The sequence below is a fragment of the Streptomyces sp. NPDC002926 genome, assembly GCF_053591755.1.
Genome location: NZ_JBSFUK010000004.1, coordinates 289,997 through 313,515, shown reverse-complemented (window position 1 = coordinate 313,515; position 23,519 = coordinate 289,997). Strand labels below are relative to the sequence as shown.

General features: G+C 70.1%; 26 protein-coding genes. 15 read left to right on the top strand and 11 right to left on the bottom strand.

Annotated elements, in window-relative coordinates:
• The first annotated feature begins 9 nt into the window (after positions 1-9).
• Both fdxA and ACWDZ6_RS10540 read left to right on the top strand, forming a co-directional pair.
• Positions 10-330 (top strand): ferredoxin, encoded by a 321-nt coding sequence (gene fdxA / locus ACWDZ6_RS10545; RefSeq protein ID WP_168101584.1) that lies wholly within the window; start codon positions 10-12, stop codon positions 328-330.
• 114 nt (positions 331-444) lie between these two features.
• On the top strand, positions 445-1,566 hold the full coding sequence (locus ACWDZ6_RS10540) for a bifunctional succinyldiaminopimelate transaminase/glutamate-prephenate aminotransferase (RefSeq protein ID WP_451502545.1): 1,122 nt from the start codon (positions 445-447) through the stop codon (positions 1,564-1,566).
• A 115-nt stretch (positions 1,567-1,681) separates the two neighbouring features.
• Here the strand turns inward: ACWDZ6_RS10540 and ACWDZ6_RS10535 are convergent, their stop codons facing one another.
• Positions 1,682-2,134: an ATP-binding protein gene (locus ACWDZ6_RS10535; protein WP_451502544.1), complete on the bottom strand. Its 453-nt coding sequence runs from the start codon at positions 2,132-2,134 to the stop codon at positions 1,682-1,684.
• 326 nt (positions 2,135-2,460) lie between these two features.
• The gene (locus tag ACWDZ6_RS10530) at positions 2,461-3,447 is read right to left on the bottom strand and encodes a hypothetical protein (protein WP_451502543.1); all 987 of its coding nucleotides are present in this window, start codon (positions 3,445-3,447) and stop codon (positions 2,461-2,463) included.
• 39 nt (positions 3,448-3,486) lie between these two features.
• Here ACWDZ6_RS10530 and dapE point away from each other — a divergent pair, with 39 nt between their 5' ends.
• Together dapE and ACWDZ6_RS10520 are read left to right on the top strand one after the other, a co-directional pair.
• Positions 3,487-4,566: a succinyl-diaminopimelate desuccinylase gene (gene dapE / locus ACWDZ6_RS10525; protein ID WP_451502542.1), complete on the top strand. Its 1,080-nt coding sequence runs from the start codon at positions 3,487-3,489 to the stop codon at positions 4,564-4,566.
• Positions 4,567-4,645: 79 nt separating this feature from the next.
• Entirely contained in the window at positions 4,646-5,404 is a 759-nt protein-coding gene (locus tag ACWDZ6_RS10520; protein WP_451502541.1) for an LOG family protein, read from the top strand.
• A gap of 117 nt (positions 5,405-5,521) precedes the next feature.
• Here ACWDZ6_RS10520 and folP read toward each other — a convergent pair whose 3' ends face one another.
• Entirely contained in the window at positions 5,522-6,382 is an 861-nt protein-coding gene (gene folP, locus ACWDZ6_RS10515) for a dihydropteroate synthase (RefSeq protein ID WP_451502540.1), read from the bottom strand.
• Between the two features lie 101 nt (positions 6,383-6,483).
• Between folP and ACWDZ6_RS10510 the strand changes: the two genes are divergently transcribed.
• A complete protein-coding gene (locus ACWDZ6_RS10510) occupies positions 6,484-6,837 on the top strand; it encodes a DivIVA domain-containing protein (RefSeq protein WP_451502539.1) in 354 nt (117 codons plus the stop codon).
• Positions 6,834-7,427, top strand: coding sequence for a DNA-3-methyladenine glycosylase I (locus ACWDZ6_RS10505; protein WP_451502538.1), 594 nt, complete (start codon positions 6,834-6,836; stop codon positions 7,425-7,427). The genes ACWDZ6_RS10510 and ACWDZ6_RS10505 overlap by 4 nt, the downstream gene beginning before the upstream one ends.
• On the opposite strand, the gene chcB is transcribed toward ACWDZ6_RS10505, so the two are convergent.
• Positions 7,424-8,224, bottom strand: coding sequence for a 2-cyclohexenylcarbonyl CoA isomerase (gene chcB / locus ACWDZ6_RS10500; RefSeq protein WP_451502537.1), 801 nt, complete (start codon positions 8,222-8,224; stop codon positions 7,424-7,426). The genes ACWDZ6_RS10505 and chcB overlap by 4 nt on opposite strands.
• Positions 8,225-8,525: 301 nt before the next feature.
• Here chcB and ACWDZ6_RS10495 point away from each other — a divergent pair, with 301 nt between their 5' ends.
• The gene (locus ACWDZ6_RS10495) at positions 8,526-8,693 is read left to right on the top strand and encodes a DUF3117 domain-containing protein (RefSeq protein WP_003966491.1); all 168 of its coding nucleotides are present in this window, start codon (positions 8,526-8,528) and stop codon (positions 8,691-8,693) included.
• 70 nt (positions 8,694-8,763) lie between these two features.
• On the opposite strand, the gene ACWDZ6_RS10490 is transcribed toward ACWDZ6_RS10495, so the two are convergent.
• Positions 8,764-9,501 (bottom strand): O-methyltransferase, encoded by a 738-nt coding sequence (locus tag ACWDZ6_RS10490; RefSeq protein ID WP_451502536.1) that lies wholly within the window; start codon positions 9,499-9,501, stop codon positions 8,764-8,766.
• 70 nt (positions 9,502-9,571) lie between these two features.
• Between ACWDZ6_RS10490 and sigE the strand changes: the two genes are divergently transcribed.
• The 5 genes from sigE to ACWDZ6_RS10465 all read left to right on the top strand — a co-directional run bounded on the left by sigE (position 9,572) and on the right by ACWDZ6_RS10465 (position 14,477).
• Entirely contained in the window at positions 9,572-10,339 is a 768-nt protein-coding gene (gene sigE / locus ACWDZ6_RS10485) for an RNA polymerase sigma factor SigE (protein ID WP_326655383.1), read from the top strand.
• Positions 10,336-11,289, top strand: a complete 954-nt coding sequence (locus ACWDZ6_RS10480) for an anti-sigma factor family protein (protein ID WP_366732821.1) — start codon at positions 10,336-10,338, stop codon at positions 11,287-11,289. Before sigE ends, ACWDZ6_RS10480 begins: the two co-directional genes overlap by 4 nt.
• A 93-nt stretch (positions 11,290-11,382) precedes the next feature.
• Complete coding sequence (locus ACWDZ6_RS10475) at positions 11,383-13,083, top strand: S1C family serine protease (protein ID WP_451502535.1); 1,701 nt, start codon at positions 11,383-11,385, stop codon at positions 13,081-13,083.
• 138 nt (positions 13,084-13,221) lie between these two features.
• Positions 13,222-13,668 (top strand): sec-independent translocase, encoded by a 447-nt coding sequence (locus ACWDZ6_RS10470; protein ID WP_366732819.1) that lies wholly within the window; start codon positions 13,222-13,224, stop codon positions 13,666-13,668.
• Between the two features lie 119 nt (positions 13,669-13,787).
• Complete coding sequence (locus ACWDZ6_RS10465) at positions 13,788-14,477, top strand: hypothetical protein (RefSeq protein ID WP_389174976.1); 690 nt, start codon at positions 13,788-13,790, stop codon at positions 14,475-14,477.
• 126 nt (positions 14,478-14,603) lie between these two features.
• Here the strand turns inward: ACWDZ6_RS10465 and ACWDZ6_RS10460 are convergent, their stop codons facing one another.
• From ACWDZ6_RS10460 to ACWDZ6_RS10450, 3 genes are read right to left on the bottom strand one after another with little or no spacing between them, the layout of a single operon-like run.
• Positions 14,604-15,737: an Mrp/NBP35 family ATP-binding protein gene (locus tag ACWDZ6_RS10460; RefSeq protein ID WP_451502534.1), complete on the bottom strand. Its 1,134-nt coding sequence runs from the start codon at positions 15,735-15,737 to the stop codon at positions 14,604-14,606.
• A 43-nt stretch (positions 15,738-15,780) separates the two neighbouring features.
• Positions 15,781-16,374: a DUF1003 domain-containing protein gene (locus ACWDZ6_RS10455; protein ID WP_389174982.1), complete on the bottom strand. Its 594-nt coding sequence runs from the start codon at positions 16,372-16,374 to the stop codon at positions 15,781-15,783.
• Complete coding sequence (locus ACWDZ6_RS10450) at positions 16,367-17,689, bottom strand: magnesium transporter MgtE N-terminal domain-containing protein (protein WP_451502533.1); 1,323 nt, start codon at positions 17,687-17,689, stop codon at positions 16,367-16,369. The genes ACWDZ6_RS10455 and ACWDZ6_RS10450 overlap by 8 nt, the downstream gene beginning before the upstream one ends.
• A 180-nt stretch (positions 17,690-17,869) precedes the next feature.
• Between ACWDZ6_RS10450 and ACWDZ6_RS10445 the strand changes: the two genes are divergently transcribed.
• Positions 17,870-18,637 carry a hypothetical protein gene (locus ACWDZ6_RS10445; RefSeq protein WP_451502532.1) on the top strand — a complete coding sequence of 256 codons (768 nt, stop codon included), beginning with the start codon at positions 17,870-17,872 and terminating at the stop codon, positions 18,635-18,637.
• Positions 18,638-18,770: 133 nt separating this feature from the next.
• Here the strand turns inward: ACWDZ6_RS10445 and ACWDZ6_RS10440 are convergent, their stop codons facing one another.
• Positions 18,771-19,334 carry a hypothetical protein gene (locus tag ACWDZ6_RS10440; protein WP_451502531.1) on the bottom strand — a complete coding sequence of 188 codons (564 nt, stop codon included), beginning with the start codon at positions 19,332-19,334 and terminating at the stop codon, positions 18,771-18,773.
• 13 nt (positions 19,335-19,347) lie between these two features.
• Positions 19,348-20,463: a magnesium and cobalt transport protein CorA gene (locus ACWDZ6_RS10435; protein WP_326652395.1), complete on the bottom strand. Its 1,116-nt coding sequence runs from the start codon at positions 20,461-20,463 to the stop codon at positions 19,348-19,350.
• A 413-nt stretch (positions 20,464-20,876) separates the two neighbouring features.
• On the opposite strand from ACWDZ6_RS10435, the gene ACWDZ6_RS10430 reads away from it, so the two are divergent.
• On the top strand, positions 20,877-21,470 hold the full coding sequence (locus tag ACWDZ6_RS10430) for a suppressor of fused domain protein (protein WP_366732813.1): 594 nt from the start codon (positions 20,877-20,879) through the stop codon (positions 21,468-21,470).
• Between the two features lie 5 nt (positions 21,471-21,475).
• Here the strand turns inward: ACWDZ6_RS10430 and ACWDZ6_RS10425 are convergent, their stop codons facing one another.
• Positions 21,476-22,708 carry an MFS transporter gene (locus ACWDZ6_RS10425; RefSeq protein WP_451502530.1) on the bottom strand — a complete coding sequence of 411 codons (1,233 nt, stop codon included), beginning with the start codon at positions 22,706-22,708 and terminating at the stop codon, positions 21,476-21,478.
• 169 nt (positions 22,709-22,877) lie between these two features.
• On the opposite strand from ACWDZ6_RS10425, the gene ACWDZ6_RS10420 reads away from it, so the two are divergent.
• Positions 22,878-23,516 (top strand): DUF6758 family protein, encoded by a 639-nt coding sequence (locus ACWDZ6_RS10420; protein WP_389174997.1) that lies wholly within the window; start codon positions 22,878-22,880, stop codon positions 23,514-23,516.
• Positions 23,517-23,519 lie beyond the last annotated feature (3 nt).

Here is a 23,519-nt window from a genome sequence, read left to right as displayed (position 1 = left end):
AACGACAGCGTGACCTACGTCATCGCGCAGCCTTGTGTCGACGTCAAGGACAAGGCGTGCATCGAGGAGTGCCCCGTCGACTGCATCTACGAGGGCGCCAGGTCCTTGTACATCCACCCGGACGAATGCGTCGACTGTGGGGCCTGTGAGCCGGTCTGCCCGGTCGAGGCGATCTTCTACGAGGACGACACTCCGGAGGAGTGGAAGGACTACTACAAGGCGAATGTCGAGTTCTTCGACGAGCTCGGTTCGCCCGGCGGTGCTTCCAAGCTCGGCCTGATCGAGCGCGACCACCCCTTTATTGCCGCGCTGCCGCCGCAGAACCAGTAGTACGCGGCCCGCTAGTGCGTCGCCCCCGGTCCCGTACGGTTCGTCGTCCGTACGGGACCGAGGCATTTGACGCCCTGTGCACGAGGTACGCACGAGTACGAGAAAGAGAAGCCTGTGTCCGCAGTCTCGTCGCGAGTCTCTTCGCGCCTTCCTGTCTTTCCGTGGGACAAGCTCGAGCCGTACAAGGCTACGGCCGCGGCCCATCCCGACGGCATCGTGGACCTCTCCGTGGGCACGCCCGTCGACCCCGTCCCGGAGCTGATCCGGAAGGCGCTCGTCGAGGCCGCCGATTCGCCCGGCTATCCGACGGTGTGGGGGACGGCCGGGCTGCGTGACGCGCTCACCGGGTGGGTCGAGCGGCGGCTCGGTGCCGTCGATGTCGCGCATACGAACGTTCTGCCCGTCGTCGGTTCCAAGGAGCTGGTGGCCTGGCTGCCGACCCAGCTCGGTCTCGGCCCCGGCGACAAGGTCGCCCACCCGCGGCTCGCCTACCCGACGTACGAGGTCGGCGCGCGGCTGGCGGGTGCGGAGGCCGTGGTCTACGACGACCCGACCCGGCTCGACCCCACCGGCCTGAAGCTGCTCTGGCTCAACTCGCCCTCCAACCCGACCGGCCGGGTGCTGGCCAAGGACGAGCTGATCCGTATCGTCGCGTGGGCGCGCGAGCACGGCGTGCTGGTCTTCAGCGACGAGTGCTACCTGGAGCTGGGCTGGGAGGCGGAGCCGGTCTCGGTCCTGCACCCGGACGTCTGCGGCGGTACGTACGAGGGCGTCGTCGCCGTCCACTCGCTCTCCAAGCGCTCCAACCTGGCCGGGTACCGCGCCGCCTTCATCGCGGGCGACGAGAGCGTGCTCGGTGAGCTGCTCCAGATCCGCAAGCACGGCGGGATGATGACCCCGGCGCCGGTGCAGGCCGCCACCGTCGCGGCACTCGGCGACGACACGCATGTCTCGGAGCAGCGGGCGCGGTACGCGGCCCGGCGCGCCGCGCTGCGTACGGCCCTGGAGGCGCACGGCTTCCGGATCGAGCACAGCGAGGCCAGCCTCTATCTGTGGGCGACACGCGACCAGCCGTGCTGGGACACGGTGGCGCACCTGGCGGAGCTGGGCATCCTGGTCGCGCCCGGCGACTTCTACGGAACGGCGGGCGAGCGCTTCGTACGCGTGGCGTTCACCGCGACGGACGAGCGGGTCGAGGCCGCGGTGAAGCGTCTCGGCGGGGCATCTCGCGGCTGAACACTTCGCGGCCGGGCAGGTCTCGGCCGAACTCGCGTCGGCCGGACATTCCTCGGCCGAACATGAGCAAGGGTCCCGGGAGTTCGTACTCCCGGGACCCTTCGCGTGCGGATCGTCAGCCGAGCGGCAGGGGCGTCACCGGCAGCTGCTCGGTGGGCAGGCTGCCGCCACCGAGCGAGTCGGCCTGCAGGCCGCTGCCACCGAGCCGCTCGGTCGTGGTGCCGGCGGCCCCGCCCACGACGTCACCCGCGCCGCCCGCGGTGTCACCGGCGGCCTTCTGGGCGACGGGGGCCGCCGTCCTGCCCGCCTTGCCGACGGTCTTGCCGGCGGCCGGGACGGCCTGCTCGACCGCGTCGCCACCGGTCCTGCCCGCCAGGTCGGAGGTCTTCTGCGTGGCACCGTCGACAGTGCCGCCGGCGCCGTCCGCGTCGAGCGCGGTCAGGCCGCCGATGGGGGCCTGAGGAAGGTCCGCGGCGCTTGCGGAGCCGACCGCACCGACCACGGGGGCTGCACCCGCCGCGATGAGCAGCGCGGCACGGGCGATCCGACGGGTCAGGGGGAGGGTCATGATGCTCCTTGAGGCGAGAAGAACGTGCGGAATGGTGTGTCTGTCCGGTGCCGGGCCGGCAGTGCCGCAGGTCCGGCGTTCGGACGCAGTGACAACCGCTCGGGGGGCGGGAGAAGTTGCGGTGAGCGAAGGTAAAGAGTTGGCAATGCGTCGCATTATCATCTTCGGATAAAGACGGGCAAACATTCCATTGCGCAACGGTGTGCCGAATCGTCACTCCTCTTTGCCCGCAAGGGGTTTGAGGGACTGATCGCTACCGGTGCGAACGGCAGGCCGACATCTTGTCCGGAGGTGACCGGAGCGCCTCGTTCGAGGTGTGACGCGGACTACCGTGCGAGGTGAATTCGGACTTCGCCGGTACGGGAATCCGCGCCGGAAGCCTTGTGGGAGTCCGTGCCGGAGTTCCCCCCGGAGCCCCGAGCGCCCGTCTCTGCCGACGTGGCGCCCGCCGCCCGCCAGCCCTTCCCGGACTCCTTCGCGCTCCACACCCGGCCCGCGTACGAGACCTCGTCTATGCGCAGCCCGTCCGCCCGCGCCACCGCCCAGTGCGCCAGCTCCCAGCCCCGCTGTGCCGCCCCGCCGCCGTCCGTCCCGATCGCCGACCGCACCGGTACGGACACGTCGCGCGGCGCCGGGGCGCCCGTCCGGCCCGGGGCGCCGGCCTTCGGCAGCACCTCGGGCCCGAACGCGCGCACCAGCTCGGCCCGCACCTTCGACGGGTCGCCCGCTTTGTCGCCCTTGCCCGGATCGCAGGTCAGGGCCCGGGTCGCGCGGCCGGTCAGCGCGGCCGCCAGCAGTGTGGCGTCCGGCTCGTGCTTCGCGTACGCCTGCGGGAAGCCGCTGCGTTGCACACGCTGTGCCGCGACAGTCAGCGGCAGCCGCGAGTAGCCAGGGACCTCGGCGAGGTGCTCGTAGAACTTCCCGGAGGCGTAGACGGGGTCGAGGATCTGCCCCGCCGTGCCCCACCCCTTCGACGGACGCTGCTGGAAGAGCCCGAGCGAATCCCGGTCGCCATGTTTGATGTTGCGCAGTCCGGACTCCTGGAGTGCGGTCGCGAGCGCGATGGTGACCGCGCGCTCCGGCATGCCGCGCGTGGTGCCGACCGCGGAGATCGTCGCGGCGTTCGCGGCCTGTTCGACGCTGAGCTCGTACGTGGAGCCCTCGCCCGCGGCCGTACGCACCGTGCAGCGCGGAGCGCCGCCGCCGGTGACGTACTGCACGACGACATAGCCGATGAGTGCCAGCAGCACTGAGAGCGCGGCTGCGATGCGCAGGAGGCGGCCGCGCCGGAGGGGAGAGGCGGTCTCAGGCACGCTGCCCACCGTACTGGAGCCCGCGTTAAGGTCGGAGCCATGCCCGAAACCGTGCTTGACCTCACCCTTGACGCTCCCGCGCTCACCGCCCGCCTGGTCGACTTCCGTTCGGTCAGCGGCGAGGAGAAGCCGCTCGCCGACGCGATCGAGCAGGCGTTGCGTGGCCTGCCGCACCTCACCGTCGACCGGTACGGCAACAACGTCGTGGCCCGGACGGACCTCGGCCGCGCCGAGCGGGTCGTGCTGGCCGGGCACATCGACACGGTTCCGATCGCCGACAACGTACCGTCCCGGCTCGACGAGAACGGCGTGCTGTGGGGCTGTGGAACGAGCGACATGAAGTCGGGCGTGGCGGTACAGCTGCGGATCGCCGCGACCGTCCCCGAGCCGAACCGCGACCTCACCTTCGTCTTCTACGACAACGAAGAGGTCGCCGCTCATCTCAACGGTCTGGGTCATGTGGCCGATGCCCATGCCGACTGGCTGGAGGGTGACTTCGCCGTACTGCTCGAGCCGTCCGACGCCCAGGTCGAGGGCGGCTGCCAGGGCACGCTGCGGGTCTTGCTCCGCACGACGGGGGAGCGGGCCCACTCCGCGCGCAGCTGGATGGGGTCCAACGCCGTTCACGCGGCCGCGCCGATCCTGGCGAAGCTCGCCGCGTACGAGCCGCGCCGGCCCGTGATCGACGGTCTTGAGTACCGGGAGGGGCTCAACGCGGTACGGATCGAGGCGGGCGTCGCCAACAACGTCATCCCCGACGAGTGCACCGTGGTGGTCAACTACCGCTACGCGCCCGACCGGAGCATGGCGGAGGCCGAGGCCCATGTACGCGAGGTCTTCGCGGACTGCGCGGTCGCCGAGTTCATCGTGGACGACCACACGGGCGGCGCGCTGCCCGGCCTCTCGCACCCGGCAGCCGCCGCCTTCATGGAAGCCGTCGGCGGGACGGCTCAGCCCAAGTTCGGCTGGACGGACGTCTCACGCTTCAGCGCGCTCGGCATGCCCGCGGTCAACTACGGACCCGGCGACGCGCTCTTTGCCCACAAGCGGGACGAGCATGTCGCGGTGGAGAAGATCACCCACTGCGAGGTCCGGCTCAGGGACTGGCTCACTTCCTGACCGCCCCGATTTCACCTTTCGTAACGTTCTCCGACCTACCCTGACTCAAAGCAACGATGTGCGGCGGAGGGAGCAGGCCATGGGCGACCCCGAGGGAACCGAGGGATTGCGGGCGCTGGGGGAGCAGCGGCTGGGACCGGTGGTGCGCCGTAGGGAGCAGGTACAGCCCGGCACCACGGATCAGCGGCTGCTGGACACGGAGGGCGACTCCGAGTGGGTGCACACCGATCCCTGGCGGGTCATGCGCATCCAGTCGGAGTTCGTGGAAGGCTTCGGCGCGCTCGCCGAACTGCCCAGCGCCATCAGCGTGTTCGGCTCGGCCCGTACGGGACAGGGCACCCCTGAGTACGACACGGGTGTCCGGCTCGGCAGGGCGCTGGTCGAGGCAGGCTTCGCGGTGATCACGGGCGGCGGCCCGGGCGCGATGGAGGCGGCGAACAAGGGCGCGCGGGAGGCCCACGGCATCTCGGTGGGCCTCGGCATCGAGCTCCCCTTCGAGCAGGGGCTCAACCCGCACGTCGACATCGGCGTGAACTTCCGCTACTTCTTCGTCCGCAAGACGATGTTCGTGAAGTACGCGCAGGGCTTCGTGGTCCTGCCGGGCGGACTGGGCACGCTGGACGAGCTGTTCGAGGCGCTGACCCTCGTCCAGACCCGCAAGGTCACCCGCTTCCCGATCGTGCTGTTCGGCACGGAGTACTGGAGCGGGCTGCTGGACTGGCTGCGGAACACGGTGGTGGCGCAGGGCAAGGCGTCCGAGAGGGACCTGCTCCTGTTCCACGTGACGGACGACGTGGAGGAGGCGGTGGCGCTGGTCACGAAGGAGACGGGCCACTGACATGGCCGGAGGGGCTTGTTTTCAAGCCCCTCCGGCGATGGGGGGAGCGGTCCGGGGGGAGCCCCGGTGACGGGAGGGGCGGGAGCAGCCCGCTGCGGGCGCTCCCGTCCCGCGCCCCTACGCCAGCCCCCGCCTCGCCACCGCCGGTGCCCGGTGGCCCGCGATCGCCGACACCATGTCCAGGACCTGCTTCGTTTCCGCCACCTGGTGGACGCGGTAGACCTGCGCGCCCAGCCACGCCGACACCGCCGTCGTCGCCAGCGTGCCGATCACGCGTTCCTTCACCGGCCTGTCGAGCGTCTCGCCGACGAAGTCCTTGTTCGACAGGGAGACCAGCACCGGCCAGCCCGTCTCCGTCAGCTCCCCGAGCCTGCGCGTCGCTTCCAAGCTGTGCCGGGTGTTCTTCCCGAAGTCATGGCCCGGGTCGATCATGATCGCGTCCCTGCGGACGCCGAGCCCGACCGCCCGCTCCGCCAGTGAGACCGTGACCCGCAGAATGTCGGCCACCACATCGTCGTACGCGATCCGGTGCGGCCGTGTCCGCGGCTCCGCGCCACCCGCGTGCGTGCACACCAGACCCGCTCCGTACCGCGCGGCGACCTCCGCCAGCTTCGGGTCCACCCCGCCCCACGCGTCGTTCAGCACATCCGCGCCCGCTTCACAGACCGCCTCGCCCACGTCGTGCCGCCAGGTGTCGACGCTGATGACGACATCCGGATGCCGTCTGCGCACCTCGGCCACGAATCCGACCGTACGCCGCGCCTCCTCCTCGGCCGTCACCTCCTCGCCGGGACCGGCCTTCACGCCACCGATGTCGATGATGGCAGCACCCTCTGACACCGCCTGCTCGACGCGGGCGAGCGCGGGCTCGTCGCGGAACGTAGCGCCCCGGTCGTAGAACGAGTCCGGCGTCCGGTTCACGATCGCCATGATCACCGGCTCGTGCGCGTCGAATTCGCGCCGTCCCAGCCGCAGCATCAGCGGTTTTCCTCCTCAGGTCGGTCGCCTGCGACCCTAACTCCCAGACTGTCGTGGCACGATCAGCACCGGACAGTTTCCGCTTGGGGAGAGGCTCGCTCGTGTTCTTGTTCTTGCTGATCGCGATGGTCGTGGTCGTCGCCGCGGTCACCCTCGCCGTGGTCGGCGGCGGCGACAGCGCGGCCCTGCCGGAGGTGGCCCCGGAGCAGCTGGTGGACCCGCTGCCGGCCGGCCGGGCGGTCGGCCGCGCGGACGTCGAGGCGATCCGGCTCCCGGTATCGCCCCGCGGCTACCGGATGTCGGAAGTGGACGATGTGCTGAGCCGCCTCGGTGCGGAGCTCGCCGAGCGGGACGCCCGTATCGCCGAGCTGGAGTCGGCGCTGGCCGGCGCGGAGGCCCGGAGGGTGGGCGGCCCCGACCTGTTCACCAAGCCGGGCGAGGAGCGCGACCGGTGACCGGCGAGGCCGTTCCCGGGCCCGACGGGAAGCTGCGCTGCCCGTGGGGCCTGTCCACGGAGGACTACGTCACCTACCACGACGAGGAGTGGGGCCGTCCGGTCCACGGCGACGACGCCCTGTTCGAGCGCCTCTGCCTCGAGGCCTTCCAGTCCGGCCTGTCCTGGATCACCATTCTGCGCCGCCGCGAGGGTTTCCGTACCGCCTTCGACGACTTCAAGATCGCATCCGTGGCGGCGTACACCGACGCCGACAAGGAACGGCTCCTCGCCGACGCCGGGATCATCCGCAACCGGGCCAAGATCGAGGCGACGCTCGCCAACGCGCGTGTGCTCGCCGACTGGCCTGCCGGTGAACTGGACACCCTGATCTGGTCGTACGCCCCGGATCCGGCGAAGCGGCCGGCTCCGCGCACGACAGCCGACGTCCCCGCGGTCACCGATCAGTCCACGGCGCTGGCGAAGGCCCTCAAGAAGCGCGGTCTGCGCTTCATCGGACCCACGACGGCATACGCGCTGATGCAGGCCTGCGGTCTCGTCGACGACCACCTGAGCGACTGTGTCGTGCGCGGGGCCGGCTCCCGTTCCTAGCGGCCGAGGTACTTCGGCTTCTCCTTGGCGATGAAAGCCTGGACAGCGATCGTGTGGTCCTCCGACGCCCCCGCCCTCGTCTGGAGCTCGTCCTCCTTGGCCAGCGCCTCGCCGAGCGTGTGACCCGCGCCGTACGCCAGGGACTCCTTGAGAGCCGCGTACGCCACGGTCGGGCCCTCGGCCAGCGCACGGGCCACCGCGGCGGCCTCGGCGGCCAGGTCGGCCGCGGGGACCAGCTTGTTCGCGATACCCAGCTCGTATGCCTCCTGCGCGGAGAACGAGCGCGGGAAGAGCAGCAGGTCGGCGGCGCGGCTCTGGCCGATCAGGCGGGGCAGTGTCCAGGACACCCCGGAGTCGGCGGTCAGCGCGACGCCCGCGAAGGACGTCGTGAACTTGGCGTTGTCGGCGACGACCCGGTAGTCCGCGGCGAGGGCGAAGCCCAGGCCCGCGCCCGCGGCCACCCCGTTGACCCCGGCCACGACCGGCTTCGGCATCTCGGTGAGAGCCCGCACGATGGGGTTGTAGTGGTCCCGCACCGTGTTCATGGTGTGGTCGGTGCCGTGCTCCCGGTCCTCGGCGAGAAGCGAGATGTGCTCCTTGAGGTCCTGGCCCACGCAGAAGGCGCGCCCGGACGCGGTGAGCAGTACCGCCCGTACGGCGGGGTCGGCGGCGGCTGCCCGGGCCGAGTCCCGGAGAGCGACCTTGGCCTCGGTGTTCATCGCGTTCATGGCCTCGGGCCGGTTGATCGTGATCGTCGCGAGTCCGTCGCTCACCTCGTACAGCACGGAGTCGGCCATGGCAGGTCCCCTTTACGGCTCAAAGAGTGGTGTTCAGGCCCAGCATGGCGGAGTTCGTCGGGGGCGAACATGTGACCTGCGTCAAACAATCTTCGGCTCCGGGCCCGTGGGCGGTGGCGAAGTATCGCAGGCGGATCGCCGCTTTGCGTGGTTTTGAGAGAGCGCGTTGCGCAAGCGATGCCGACCGATGTTGGTCATCGGGTCCCGCCATGCGGGATAATGACCTGGAAGCAATGTGTTCGATGCCGGTGACACCTGGGTTGTCGGCTGCGATGAGCTGGTTTCAGGAAGGGGAACGAGCATGGCGGCCATGAAGCCGCGGACGGGCGACGGCCCGCTCGAGGTGACCAAGGAGGGGCGGGGCATCGTCATGCGCGTTCCGCTCGAAGGCGGCGGTCGGCTTGTTGTCGAGCTGACTCCGGACGAAGCCGATGCCCTCGGCGACGCCCTGAAGAAGGTCGTCGGCTGACGCGGGAAGCGCGCACACTCTTCACTGCCCCGGCACTCATGGTGCCGGGGCAGTGCTGTGTCCGTGCCGGTCAGCCGCGGCGGACCGCGCAGAGCAGGCCGTCGCCCACCGGAAGCAGCGAAGGCAGCAGCTCCTGGCTCTCCCGCACCGCGCGCAGCAGCTCGCGAATGCGTACGACTTCCGGGGGCTGGGCCGCCGAGTCCACCGTGCGTCCGTCCGCGAAGACGCCCTCGAAGCAGACAAGACCGCCTGGTCGCAGCAGGCGCAACGATTCAGCGAGATAGTCCAGCGACTCCATGGGGTCGCCGTCGCAGAAGACGAGGTCGTAGCCGCCGTCCGCGAGCCGCGGGAGTACCTCGAGGGCGCGGCCGGGGATGAAACGTGCCCGGTTCCCGGCAAAGCCGGCCGCGCGGAAGGCCTGCTTGGCGAACTGCTGCCGGTCCGGCTCCGGATCCACGGTCGTCAGTACGCCGTCGGGCCGCATTCCCTGCAGCAGGTAGATCCCGGAGACACCGGTCCCCGTACCGATCTCGGCCACCGCTTTTGCGTCAGCCGTGGCAGCAAGCATTCGCAGCGCTGCGCCGGTACCTGGTGACACCGAGGGGAGCCCAGACTCCCTGGCCCGGTCGCGGGCCCAGCGGAGCGTCTCGTCCTCGGCGACAAAGGCGTCGGCGAACGCCCAGCTCGTCTGCCGGTTGGCGGTAATGACCCTCTCCTGTCCCCGAAGTTGGCGCGAGGCTGACTGTATCCGCTGCACCGGGAACCCGCAGATGGGACCAGTCGTTATGGGAGACAGGGGGAAGCGCATGGATCAGGGCCGTAAGCAGGACCCAAATTCGCGTAAAGATTCTTATCCGGAGCTAACGGGCGAGGTGGCTATGGTAGGGGCTCCGCTGGACACCACCAGAGCCGACAGGGGAGGTGCGGCTGCACCCGCGGATCGGAGGGGAGTGCTCAGGCGCTTCCTCAGGTCACCGGGTGAGCCGAGATCCGTGACCTACATTGCTGACCGTTCCCGCTCCACCGACTCCGCAGCTACCGCGACCTTCGCATCGGATGCGGAATCGCAGGCGTGGACGCCTCCCAGCTGGGAGGAGATCGTCAGCACGCACAGCGGCCGGGTCTACCGCCTCGCCTACCGGCTGACGGGCAACCAGCACGACGCCGAGGACCTCACACAAGAAGTCTTCGTCCGCGTCTTCCGCTCGTTGTCGACGTACACGCCCGGCACCTTCGAGGGCTGGCTGCACCGCATCACCACGAACCTCTTCCTGGACATGGTCCGCCGCAAGCAGCGCATCCGTTTCGACGCGCTCGGCGACGACGCGGCAGAGCGGCTGCCCAGCCGCGAGCCGTCTCCGCAGCAGGTCTTCAACGACACCCACTTCGACGCGGATGTGCAGCAGGCGCTGGACACCCTCGCGCCGGAGTTCCGCGCCGCCGTGGTGCTCTGCGACATCGAGGGACTCTCGTACGAGGAGATCGCCGCGACGCTGGGCGTCAAGCTCGGCACGGTCCGCAGCCGCATCCACCGTGGCCGGTCCCACCTGCGCAAGGCCCTGCAGCACCGCTCCCCGGAGGCTCGTGCCGAGCAGCGCACGCTGGCGGGTGCGGTCAGCCTCTCAGGAGAGGGCGGACCGGCGTGACTGGCTCAAGTCCCACCCCCGCGGAGCAGCACCTGGGGGACCGGCTGGCCGCCCTGGTCGACGGCGAGCTGAAACACGACGTCCGCGACCGGGTACTGGCCCATTTGGCGACCTGTCCCAAGTGCAAGGCCGAGGCCGACGCCCAGCGCCGGCTGAAGAACGTCTTCGCGCAGACCGCTCCGCCGCCGCCCTCCGAAGGGCTGCTCGCGCGGCTCCAAGGCCTGCCCGCAGGACCCGGAGGTGACGACGACCGCCCCGGGGGGCCATTCGACGGGGGGCGACTCGCCAACGGCGTCTTTGCCGCGCTGAACCCCTCCGCGAGACACGGACGCGACTCCCGGACGGAGACCTTCGGCTACGTACCCGCGGGCGCGCACGCGACCGTGCTTCCCGGCTCCGGCGGCTTCCGGATCCATGAGGTGGGTCGTAGCGACGCGGAACGCTCACCCTGGCGCGGCCGGAGGTTCGTCTTCGCGGCGGCCAGCGCGGTGTCCTTCGCCGCGATCGCTCTCGGCGGAGCGATTCCGCTGGATGGCTCGGTGCAGGCAGGTCCCAGGGGCGAGGGTGCGGGTAACAACGTCACACCGCTGCGTGCCGCGGCCCCGACCCCGGGCAACGGCGGATCGAACGGCGGCACGGGCACCGGAGCCACACCCAGGGGCACGGAGGCCGAGCGCCGCCGCGGTGGTGGCAACGGCCCGGCCAGGTCGGACAACCGGCCGGTCATCGCCGGGGCACCGAGCCTGCTGGCCCCGGCAGCGCCGCTGAACCACCCGTTCTCCGCCTCGATACTGACCGATACCTCGTCCTCCCTGTCTCCGCTGATACGTCCCACGGGCTCGGCGTTCCAGCTCGCCACCGCTCCCGGACTCCTCCCGTCCGCCACACCCGCTCCCACCCATCTCGCCGCACCGACCCAGCCTTCCCGGCCCCTCTTGTCCGAGCGCTGACCAGGGCACTGCCCGGCGATTCGCAAACCTGGTTGAATCTTCTGAGGGGTGCCCCACGGGGGTGCCGCAGGGTCGGCAGTTTGCGGGGAGAGCATGGACGACGGGAAGCCCACCGGGCCGAAGGCGAAGTGGTGGAGCCGGCCCAGTGCGGGACGCACGGCTCACTCCGAGCCGGAGGCTCAGGCGCCGGCCGCGGCACCGGTGCCCGGGGAGACCGAGGTGACGGCGGAACTGCCTCCGGTGCAATCCCCGGTGGCCCTGCCGCGGGATGCCGAGACGGCCGTCGAACCAGTGCTGCCCGCGGCACAGTCCGCACCGGAACAGGGCCGGCCGCAGCCGTTGCACGAGCCCGATCCGTACAGCACTCCGCCCTACGGCGGGCCCGGTCCATGGGCACCGGCTCCTCCCGTACAGCGGCCGACGCCGACCCCGGCGCAGGGCACGCCCGTACCGTCGCCGTATCCCGCGCCGAACGGAACACCGGCGGGCGGGGGCACCGGCGGCGGATACGCGCCGCCGCCGGCGGCCCCGTCCCTCCCGCAACCGCACGCCCAGCCGCAATTGCCCCTCCCGCAGCAGCAGTCCCAGGAGCGTCCGCAGCCACTGTCCTCGCTGTGGCTGCAGTACGACCCGTGGAGCGCACCCGGGCAGCCGCTCACCCACTCCGGTGAGCCCGTCAGGGGAAAGCGCCGACGCGGATCGCTGCTGGTCGGGGCGGTCCTGCTGGCGCTCGTCGCCGGCGGTATCGGCGGCGGTACAGGCGCGTACATCGAGCGCAACGGCGGCATCACCAGCGTCGAACTCCCGCAGTCCGTCAAGGACGACGGCAAGCGCGCCCCCGACAGCGTCGCGGGTATCGCCGCCAGTGCCCTGCCGAGCGTCGTCACCCTCCATGTCAGCGGCGGCGGCGAACAGGGCACCGGCACCGGATTCGTACTCGACCAGCAGGGCCACATACTCACCAACAACCATGTCGTCGACCCGGCAGGCTCCTCCGGCGAGATCTCGGTCACCTTCAGCGGCGGCGAGAGCGCCAAGGCCACTCTCGTCGGCAAGGACAGCGGTTACGACCTCGCTGTCGTCAAGGTCTCCGGTGTCACCGGCCTCAAGCCGCTGCCCCTCGGCAACTCCGAAAACGTCCAGGTGGGTGATCCGGTCGTTGCCATCGGCGCGCCGTTCGATCTCCAGAACACCGTGACCGCCGGCATCATCAGCGCCAAGGAGCGCCCCATCACCGCGGGCGGCGAGAAGGGCGACGGCAGCGATGTCAGCTACGTCGACGCGCTGCAGACCGACGCCCCGATAAACCCCGGCAACTCCGGGGGCCCGCTGGTGGACACCAGGGCCCGCGTCATCGGCATCAACAGCGCGATCCGGGCCGCGGACAGCGGCACCGGCACCGAAGGAGGCCAGGCCGGCTCCATCGGACTCGGTTTCGCGATCCCCATCAACCAGGGCAAGCGCGTCGCCGAAGAGCTGATCAACACCGGTAAGGCCACTCACCCGGTGATCGGCGTCAGCCTCGACATGAAGTACACCGGCGACGGCGCACGCGTCGGCGACAAGGGCAAGGACGGCTCCCCGGCGGTCAGCAGGAGCGGTCCCGGCGCCAAGGCGGGCATCAGGGCGGGCGACGTCATCACCAAGATCGACGGCCAGCGGGTGCACAGCGGCGAGGAGCTGATCGTCAAGATCCGTGCCCATCGCCCCGGCGACCGGCTGGAACTGACGGTGGTTCGCGCCGGCCGTGAACGGAAGATGACGCTGACGCTCGGCTCCGCGTCCGGCACATGACGACCGTCCGAACGGCCGCCGGACGGGTGGGCGCATCGGCCATCGGAAGGTACCGCGCAGACAGTTTCGACGGGTACCGTGGATCGGGCCCGGACCCCATCCGACCTGCGGGCCGCAGAGAACACGAGGAGCAGCAGGGTGTTCAATGACATAGGCGCACTGGAGCTGGTGGCGCTCGTGGTGCTCGCCGTGCTCATCTTCGGCCCCGACAAGCTGCCGAAGGTCATCCAGGACGCCACGCGGTTCATCCGGAAGGTCCGCGAGTTCTCCGAAAGTGCAAAGCAGGACATTCGTAGCGAACTGGGGCCGGAGTTCAAGGACTTCGAGTTCGAGGACCTCAACCCCAAGACGTTCATCCGCAAGCAGCTGGACGAGAACGAGGACCTGAAGGACCTCAAGGACCTGCGTAGCAGCTTCGACCTCAAGAAGGAGATCAACGAGGTCGCGGACGCGGTGAACGGCAACGAATCCGCGGTCTCGGTCCCGGCCGCCGTCAACGGCTCGCCCGGCACCCCCGACCTGCTCAAGAAGCGCGAAAACGTCGACAGGGACGAGCGGCCGCCGTTCGACGCAGACGCCACCTGAGTGCTGTCAATCCCTGCGAGTCGGGACAGGGTGGCTATTCTCCATCTGTCCGGTAGTGAGGACGCCCGAGGGGGGCGGGTCCGCTCCGGGCCTCGGAGACAGAGGAGGCGGCCGGGTAGATGGAGACGACAAGTCGGCTAGCGGCGCAAGGCACGGTCAGTGATTCTCCTGCGCCCGGCGGGGACAACCCGCTCTCGGCGCAGCGGGTGACAGCGGCGCAGCGTGTGGTCGACGGATTCCTGCGTGCGACTTTCCCCTGGTACGGACTGGACGAGGCCTTCACCGGCCCGCGCTGGCTGATGCATGTGGGTACCGCGGCGGACGGCACGGTCCAGCACGGCTCCATGGGGCACGGCGACGAGCCGTCGATACGGTCGGACGCGGGCGGCCCGGACAAGGAGCGTTTCGCGGCCGTCGTCACCGTGGCTGCGAGCCCGGTACGGCGCACCGGCGACGGTACCGGCGTACTGGACGCCACCACGGTCTCCTCCGCGGCCTGGCTCGCCGGCTCGGGCCTGCTGGCCCACACCTGGCCCGGCCAGCTCGACCACTCGCTGCGCGACGACTGGCTGGACCAGCAGACGGAGACCGCCTTCGAGCTCGCCGACGATCTGGCGGGACCGGCCTGGTTGATGCTCTCGCTGCCCGTCGACGGTGTGCCGACGCCCTTCCACTACCGCGAGTCGGAGTTCGGCTGGGTGCTCGCCGGCTCCACCGGGGGCGGGGTGCATGTCGGCGCGTACGGGCGCGGAATGAGCGCGTACGGGCTGGGTTTCTCGGCGGTCCCGAACCTGGGCGCGTACGTCTAGAGCGACGGCGTACGACGAAGGGGCGCCGCTCATGAGCGGCGCCCCTTCACGCTGTGCGTACCGGTTCGGGCCGGTGGCCGGGTGGTGCACCCGTTCCGCTCGGCGGAACGAATGCCACGGCCTTCGTCAGAACTTGTTGCGCGGGGTGATCCCCAGCGACATGCCCGACAGCCCGCGGGCGCGCCCGCCGAGCTTCCCCGCGATCGCGCGCAGCGCGGCGCCCGCAGGGGAATCCGGGTCGGTGAGCACGACGGGCTTGCCCTCGTCGCCGCCCTCCCGCAGGCGGACATCGATCGGGATCGAGCCCAGCACCGGCACATTGGCGCCGGTCGTCTTCGTCAGGCCCTCGGCGACCCGCTGGCCGCCGCCGCTGCCGAAGACGTCGACCATCTCGTCGCAGTGCGGGCACGGCAGCCCCGACATGTTCTCGACGACGCCGACGATCTTCTGATGGGTCTGTACGGCGATCGAGCCGGCCCGCTCGGCGACCTCGGCCGCGGCCTGCTGCGGGGTGGTCACCACCAGGATCTCGGCGTTCGGCACCAGCTGCGCCACCGAGATGGCGATGTCGCCGGTCCCCGGCGGCAGGTCGAGCAGCAGCACGTCCAGGTCGCCCCAGTACACATCCGCGAGGAACTGCTGCAGTGCGCGGTGCAGCATCGGTCCGCGCCACACCACCGGCGCGTTGCCCGGGGTGAACATCCCGATCGAGATGACCTTCACGCCGTGGGCCGACGGCGGCATGATCATGTTCTCGACCTGGGTCGGACGGCCGTCCGCGCCCAGCATCCGCGGCACGCTGTGTCCGTAGATGTCGGCGTCGACGACACCGACCTTCAGCCCGTCGGCCGCCATCGCCGCCGCCAGGTTCACGGTGACGGAGGACTTGCCGACTCCGCCCTTGCCCGAGGCCACCGCGTACACCCTGGTCAGTGAGCCGGGCTGGGCGAAGGGCACCTCGCGCTCCGCGGTCCCGCCGCGCAGCGAGCTCGCGAGTTCCTTCCGCTGCTCGTCGCTCATCACGTCCAGCGTGACGTCGACGCGCGTGACGCCCTCGACGCGCGCGACCGCATCGGTCACATTCTTGGTGATCGTCTCGCGCATGGGACAGCCGGAGACGGTGAGGTACACCGTGACGGCGACCGCTCCGTCCGCCCCGATCCCGACTGATTTGACCATGCCGAGTTCGGTGATCGGTCGGTTGATCTCGGGGTCGTTCACCGTCGCCAGTGCTTCAAGCACCGCGTCTTCCGTAGCCATAGGACGATGGTACGGCGCTGACTCCCACCCCCGGATAGGGCGGTCAGCGGTCGCCTTCGTCACTCTCGTCCGGACGCTCGTGCGGGAATAGCCGACGCTCGTCCAGATCCTTGATCAGATCCTGGAATTCGGAGCGGATCCAGTCGCGGGTCGCGACCTCGCCGAGCCCTATCCGCAGCGACGCGATCTCCCGTGTCAGGTATTCGGTGTCCGCGATCGACCGCTCGTTCTGCTTCCGTTCCTGCTCATGTGTGACCCGGTCACGGTCGTCCTGCCGGTTCTGCGCCAGCAGGATCAGCGGGGCCGCGTACGAGGCCTGGAGCGACAGCATCAGCGTCAGAAAGATGAACGGGTACGGGTCGAAACGCAGATCCCTGGGCGCGGAGATGTTCCAGACGACCCACATGATGATGATCAGCGTCATCCAGACCAGGAACCGGCCGGTCCCCAGGAAACGCGCGATCCGCTCCGAGAACCGGCCGAAGGCCTCGGGGTCGTACTCCGGCAGCAGACTGCGCCGTGGTGTGCGGGGCTGGTCGAGCCGGACGCGGTGGCGCGGTGCCGCGCTCGCCCCGGCGGGCAGGCGCTCCTTCTGCTCGCTGCGATCGGTCAGCCCGTCCTGGCTGCCGCTACCCATGGGCGGGCTCTCCGCTGGGGGACCTGTCGTCGGCGGACTTGGCGTCGGGGGGCTCTTCGTGGGCGGACTCCTCGAACTCCGTCTCCCGCCAGTCGTCCGGCAGCAGGTGGTCGAGCACGTCGTCGACGGTCACCGCTCCCAGCAGCGAACCGCTCTCGTCGACGACCGGCGCCGCCACCATGTTGTACGCGGCGAGATAGCTGGTGACCGCGGGCAGCGAGGTGTCCGGCGCCAGCGGCGGCAGATCGCTCTCCACGATCGAGCTGACCAGGGTGAACGGCGGGTCCCGCAGCAGCCGCTGGAAGTGCACCGTGCCCAGGTACTTGCCGGTCGGCGTCTCGTCCGGCGGCCGGCAGACGTACACCTGCGCGGCGAGAGCCGGGGAGAGGTCCTGCTGTCGCACCCGCGCCAAGGCGTCGGCGACCGTCGCGTCCGGCCGCAGCACGATCGGCTCGGTGGTCATCAGACCGCCCGCCGTCCGCTCCTCGTACGCGAGCAGCCGCCGCACGTCCGCCGCGTCGTCGGGCCGCATCAGCGCCAGCAGCCGTTCCTTGTCCTCCTCCGGCAGCTCGGACAGCAGGTCGGCCGCGTCGTCCGGGTCCATGGCCTCCAGGACGTCCGCCGCGCGCTCCTCCTTGAGCTTGCCGAGGATTTCCACCTGGTCGTCGTCGGGCAGCTCCTCAAGGACGTCCGCCAGCCGGTCGTCGTCGAGCGCCGCCGCGACTTCGGCGCGCCGCTTCGGCGAGAGGTGGTGCAGCACATTGGCGAGGTCGGCGGGACGCAGCCGTTCGAAGGTCGCGAGCAGGCTCTCGGCGCCCTGGCCGTGCTCCTCCAGCGAGAAGCCGGTGACCGCCGACCACTCGACGGTCAGTGTCTCGCCCTTGCGGCGCAGCGCCCCGGGCTTGCCCTTCCGCACGAAGACCTTGTCGATCTCCCACTCGCGACGGGCCGGCAGCTGCTGGATCGAGACATCGAGGACGGTGGCCTCCTCACCGGTCTCGGCCAGTCGCACGCGCCGGTCCAGCAGCTCGCCGAGCACCAGGCGCTCGGTCGGACGCTGCTCGAAGCGCCGCATGTTGAGTACGCCCGTGGTGATGACCTGGCCCGACTCGACGCCGGTCACCCGGGTCATGGGGAGGAAGATCCGGCGGCGGCTGAGCACCTCGACCACCATGCCGAGCAGTCGCGGCGGACGGCGGCCGACGCGCAGCATCGCGACCAGGTCGCGGACGCGCCCCACCTGGTCGCCCTGGGGGTCGAAGACCGGCACGCCGGCGAGGTGCGAGACAAAGATCCGGGGGGCGGCTGGTGCCATTCTGCGCGCCTCCTCTTTGCCCTCGAATGCCGCTGTTTGACGGCTTCAGGCTAGCCCGTGCCGTTCCGTGGCGCCCCGGCTGGCGTCCGTACGGCTCCCTGAGGATCGATGTGCCCAGCACGGGTACGCTGCCGTCTGCCACCCATGACTCACGACTCGCAGATGAGAGGCAGTGCGCTTGTGACTCCCCTCCCCCTGGCTGCCCGAGCCCGCCGGGCCGCGCTCTCGGTAGTGCTCTGCGCCGGGCTGGCCGCGGCGCTCACGGCATGCGGCGGCGAGGATCCGGACGCGGGGACCAACGGCGTCGGGAAGCTGTCCGCCACCGACATCGAGACGAAGGCGCGCGACGCCGCGCACGCGGCGACGTCGGTACGGCTCTCCGGCACGCTGGTCAGCAAGGGCGGTACGTACAAGCTGAACATGCGGCTCAAACACGACGGCGGCACCGGCTCCGTCACCTCGAAGGACAACACCTTCGAACTGCTGCGGGTCGGCGACGAGCTCTATCTGAAGGCCGACGCGGGCTTCTGGAGCCATGGGAACGCCAAGGACAAGGAGAACCCCAGCAAGTCCGACACGGACGCGGCGGGCAAGCTCGAGGACATGTATGTGAAGGTGCCGGAGGGCGACCCGGCGTACAAGCAGTTCCGCGGCTTCACGGACATGGATGTGCTGCTCGAGGGCCTGCTCGGGATGCAGGGCAAGCTCAGCACGGGCGACCGCACCGAGGTGGGCGGTGTACGCACCATCAAGGTCATCGGCGGCCGGGGCGAGGGCGGCACGCTGGATGTCTCGCTGGAGGGCAAACCGTATCCGCTGCAGTTCGCACGGGCGGGCGGCGCGGGCGTGCTGACGCTGGCGGACTGGGACAGGGACTTCACGCTCGTGGCGCCGGAGAAGGACGAGACGGTCGACTACGGCCGCCAGCTGCCGAAGACCAGCGACTAGAGACCAGAGATCCAGAGACCAGAGATCGGCGACCGGGGATCAGCGCCCGCGGATCGGCGACCGGGGATCAGCGCCCGCGGATCAGCGACCGGGGGCCGGATGTCTCCCTGGGCTCCGCACCGGACCCCGGCCCTCAGTCGCCGGACGGATCGGCCGTGGGCCGGCCGCGCCTCTTCTTACGCCTCAGGAGCAACGGCAAAGCCGCAGGTGCGGGCCGCCGCGTCGTCGCCGGCGTCGGCAGCGGTACGGCCGCCCCCGAAGTGTCCGGCAGGTCCGTGGTCACGTCCCGCGGCTCGAGGCGCAGCACCCGGCACTCGCGTGCCCAGCGCTCCGTCATCTGCTCCGCGTCCGGCGCGTTCAGGCGCTTGCCCTTGAGTTCGGCGACGGCCGCCTCCCACTCCTCGGAGTGCGGGACGAGTTCGCCCACCGACGCCGTCCAGACGACCAGCCGGCCGCCCTTGTCCTTGCTGCGGACCGTGACCTCGGCCGATCCGCCGGCTGTCAGCTGCGGCAGTGGCTGCTCGCCCGGGCCGTCGCCGACGATATACGCGGCGCCGTCGTGCCACACGTGCCAGAGCGCCCGTTGGGGACCGCCGCCGCGGACCCAGATGAGGCCGGACTTCTTCGTGGCCTCCTCGACGAGCGCCTGGCCGGGCAGTGGGATCTCCCCGGCGAGGCGAGGGGAATGGTCTGTCATGCCCGCAGCCTATCTACAGCCAGCCGTTGCGCTTCAGGGTGCGGTGGATCGCGAGACAGACGCCGATGATGCCGGTGAGCACCATGGGATACCCGTACTTCCAGTGCAGCTCGGGCATGTGGTCGAAGTTCATGCCGTACACGCCGCACACCGCCGTCGGCACGGCGATGATCGCCGCCCAGGAGGTGATCTTGCGCATGTCCTCGTTCTGCGCGACGGTTGCCTGCGCCAGATTCGCCTGCAGGATGGAGTTCAGCAGCTCGTCGAAGCCGATGACCTCTTCCTGCACCCGGGCGAGGTGGTCGGCGACATCGCGGAAGTACTTCTGGATGTCCGGGTCGACGAGCCGCATCGGACGCTCACTGAGCAGTTGCATCGGCCGCAGCAGTGGGGACACGGCGCGCTTGAACTCCAGCACCTCGCGCTTGAGCTGGTAGATCCGGCCGGCGTCGCTGCCGCGTGGGCTGCCTTTCGCGGGCGCCGAGAAGACATCGATCTCGACCTCGTCGATATCGTCCTGCACCGCCGCGGCCACCGCGATGTACCCATCGACCACATGGTCGGCGATGGAGTGCAGCACCGCGGACGGCCCTTTGGCGAGAAGTTCGTTGTCCTCCTCGAGCCGGTGCCGGAGCGCCCGCAGCGAGCCCTTGCCGCCGTGCCGCACCGTGATGACGAAGTCCCGGCCGGTGAAGCACATCACCTCGCCGGTCTCGACGACCTCGCTGGTCGCCGTGAGCTCTGCGTGCTCGACGTAGTGGATCGTCTTGAAGACGGTGAACAGTGTGTCGTCGTACCGCTCCAGCTTGGGCCGCTGGTGGGCGTGGACGGCGTCCTCGACGGCCAGCGGGTGCAACCCGAACTCCGCTGCGATACCGGCGAATTCGGCCTCCGTCGGCTCATGCAGCCCGATCCACGCGAAGCCGCCGCCGTCACGTACCCGCAGCATCGCCTCGCGCGGGGTCTGGCAGGCTTCGCTCTCCATCCGCTTTCCGTCGCGGTAGACCGCGCAGTCGACGACGGCGCTGGAGGCGGACGGATCGCGCGTGGTGTCGTACGTGCTGTACGGGGTGTTGCTCTTGCGCAGGGACGGACGGACCGCTGCACGCAGGTCACGGATCATCGACATGGCTGGCTCCTTCACGGAGAGGCCGTCGGCGAGTGGCGTGGCGCAGCCCGGAATGAGGACGTGATGCGTACGTCCGCAAAGCGGGCGGCACCGCGGGATCGCGGTGACGGCGTTCGCTACAGACAGGCAAAAACGAAGTGCTCTTCCGTCGTGCGAAATGCCGTGGGCCCCGTGCGGGAAGGCCTCAGATCACTGCGGAATGTTTCCGCGCGGAAGAGCGGTTGGTACTGACCGGTCGACTTCGATCCACCGCAGCCCCACCTCCTCCGGCCGGTCCCCCGTAGGGGATGACGTGTCGTCGGGACTCGAGAGCAACGCTTCTGCGTGCCATCCCGACCAGCGGCCAAGACTATCAGCCGACTGGGGGCCAATCCCTTCGTTTGCCCGTTCCTTACGCGCTTTATGCTCGCGGCATGGAAGAAGTTCTAGTTCTGGTCGAGGCCAGGCTGCGTACGGCACTTGGCGAACCGGACGCGCGCGCCGCGGTGACATTCCTCGGTACGGACCGCATCGAGGTGCTCCGCTTTCTGGACCGGGACGGTGACGGCGTCGTGCGCTACGCCACCCTCGGCATGTCCGCGCATCCGATGACAGACCCCACCGCGGCCCTCGCCGACCCGGTGAAGGGCCCGCGCGCGGAGCTTGTCCTCTCGGTGAGGGCCGGGGTCGCCGACACCGACAAGGTGCTCCGCACGCTCGCCGTACTGGCCGCGTCACCGCAGGTCGAGGGCGTGGTCGTGGCACCGGGTGCCTCGCTGGACGTCGGTGATCCGCTCTGGCCGTCCGCACCGTTCAGCTCGGTGCTCGTCGCGGAGCCGGGCGGCCTGGTGGAGGACCTGGAGCTGGACGAGCCGATGGATCCGGTGCACTTCCTGCCGCTGCTGCCGATGACACCGAACGAGGCCGCGTGGAAGCGGGTGCACGGCGCGCAGGAGCTCCAGGAGCGGTGGCTGGCGCACGGTACGGACCTGCGCGATCCGCTGCGCAGGTCCGTAACTCTCGACTGAGCCCTCTAGTTGGCGAAGGCCGTCGCACCGTCCTGGGTGGCGTGGACGGGCTGGAGCCGCTCAGCCTCGCGGCTCAGCGAGGCGCGCCGTACGCGGACGATGCCCGCGCCGGTCACGGCCGCGACCGCCGCGACCACGAAGGGGATGTGGATATTGCTCCACTCCTCGATCCTCGGCGCGAACCAGGGCGCCGCGGCCGCAGCGAACCAGCGGACGAAGTTGTAGCCCGCGCTGGCCACCGGCCGCGGGGCGTCCGAGACGCCCAGCGCCAGCTCTGTGTACACGGTGTTGTTCAGGCCGATGAAGGCGCCGGACACGATCGTCCCGACGACGGCGACCGTGTGGTTCCCGTATCCGATGACCAGCAGGTCGACGGCGAGCAGCAGCAGCGAGCCGCCCAGCACCTTGAGTGACCCCTGGCGCGCCTGCAACCGCGGCGCCACCAGTACGGAGAAGACCGCGAGCAGCACGCCCCAGGCGAAGAAGACCGCGCCCGACGTGTACGGCGTCATGTTCAGCACGAACGGTGTGAAGGCCAGCACGGTGAAGAACGCGTAGTTGTAGAAGAAGGCCGAGGCGGCCGCGGAGGCCAGGCCGCCGTGTCCGAGCGCCTTCACGGGGTCGAGCAGCGAAGTCTTGCGTGCGGGCTTCGGCTGCTCCTTGAGGAAGGCCGCGATGCACAGGAAGCCGACCGCCATCAGGGCCGCGGTTCCGAAGAAGGGGTAGCGCCAGCTGGCGTCGCCGAGCAGCGCGCCGAGGAGTGGTCCGCAGGCCATGCCGAGGCCGAGCGCCGACTCGTAGAGCAGGATCGCCGCGGCGCTTCCGCCGGCCGCCGCGCCGACGATGACGGCGAGTGAGGTCGAGACGAAGAGTGCGTTGCCGAGGCCCCACCCTGCCCGGAAGCCGACGAGTTCGCCGACGGAGCCGGAGGTGCCGGAGAGCGCGGCGAAGACGATGACGAGCGCGAGCCCGGCGAGCAGGGTCTTCCTGCCGCCGATGCGGCTGGAGACGAAGCCGGTGACGAGCATCGCGACTGCGGTGATCAGGAAGTACGAGGTGAACAGCAGCGAGACCTGACTGGGCGTCGCGGCCAGGCCCCTGGCGATGGACGGCAGGATCGGGTCCACCAGGCCGATCCCCATGAAGGCGACGACGGATGCGCCCGCCGTGGCCCAGACGGCCTTCGGCTGGCGCAGGATGCTGGTGGCACCCTCGTCGAACGGATCCTCTCCGTGCATGGACGGCTCCTCTGTTTCTCTGCTTCTCCACTGGATAGTTGTGCTGTACATATAATAATTTAGAAAACCTAATGAATGCAAGTTACAACTACTTCTTGCCGGTGTGGCCACACTCCGGACGGGTGATCGTCCTTGACGCGGCGACGGCCGGAGAGGACCGTTGAGCGCTATGAGGGGCGAACCCAGTTGCCCGAAGTGCGGTAGCCGGGTGAGGGCGCCCGGTCTCTTTGCCGACTCGTGGCAGTGCGATGTGCACGGAGCGGTGCAGCCGCTGCAGCCGGTGATCCCGCCCAGCGTCGAGGCCCTCGGTGTGGTCGTGCACCGCGCGAAAGTCCCCGTGTGGATGCCCTGGCCGCTGCCCGTGGGATGGCTCTTCACCGGTGTCGCGTATGCGGGGGACGACCGGAGCGGAGGCCGCGCCACCGCCGTGGCCTGCTCGGGGCCCGGTCCGCTCGGTGGGATCGGTGAGCTGCTCCTGGTCGCCGAGGAACTGGGTGTCGGCCTCGGTGCGCGCTACGCCGGTATCGACGGACCCGACCCGGGCCCGCACATCTGCGTCGACAAACCGCCGCAGGCCAAGCTGCTCGCCGCCGGCCGCCCCACCCCGCTGTGGCATGTGGCCGACGCTCCCGAGGACCGCGCGGTGTTCGCCGGCGAGGCCCGCGGGCTGTGGCTGTGGGCGATCGTCTGGCCCGAGCAGTCCGGGCTGCTGATGTACGACGAGCTGGTGCTGACCGACCTGCGGGACTTGGGCGCCGAGATGGAACTGCTGCCCTGCGGGGCGCTGTCGCCGCGGCTTCTCTCGTAGTCC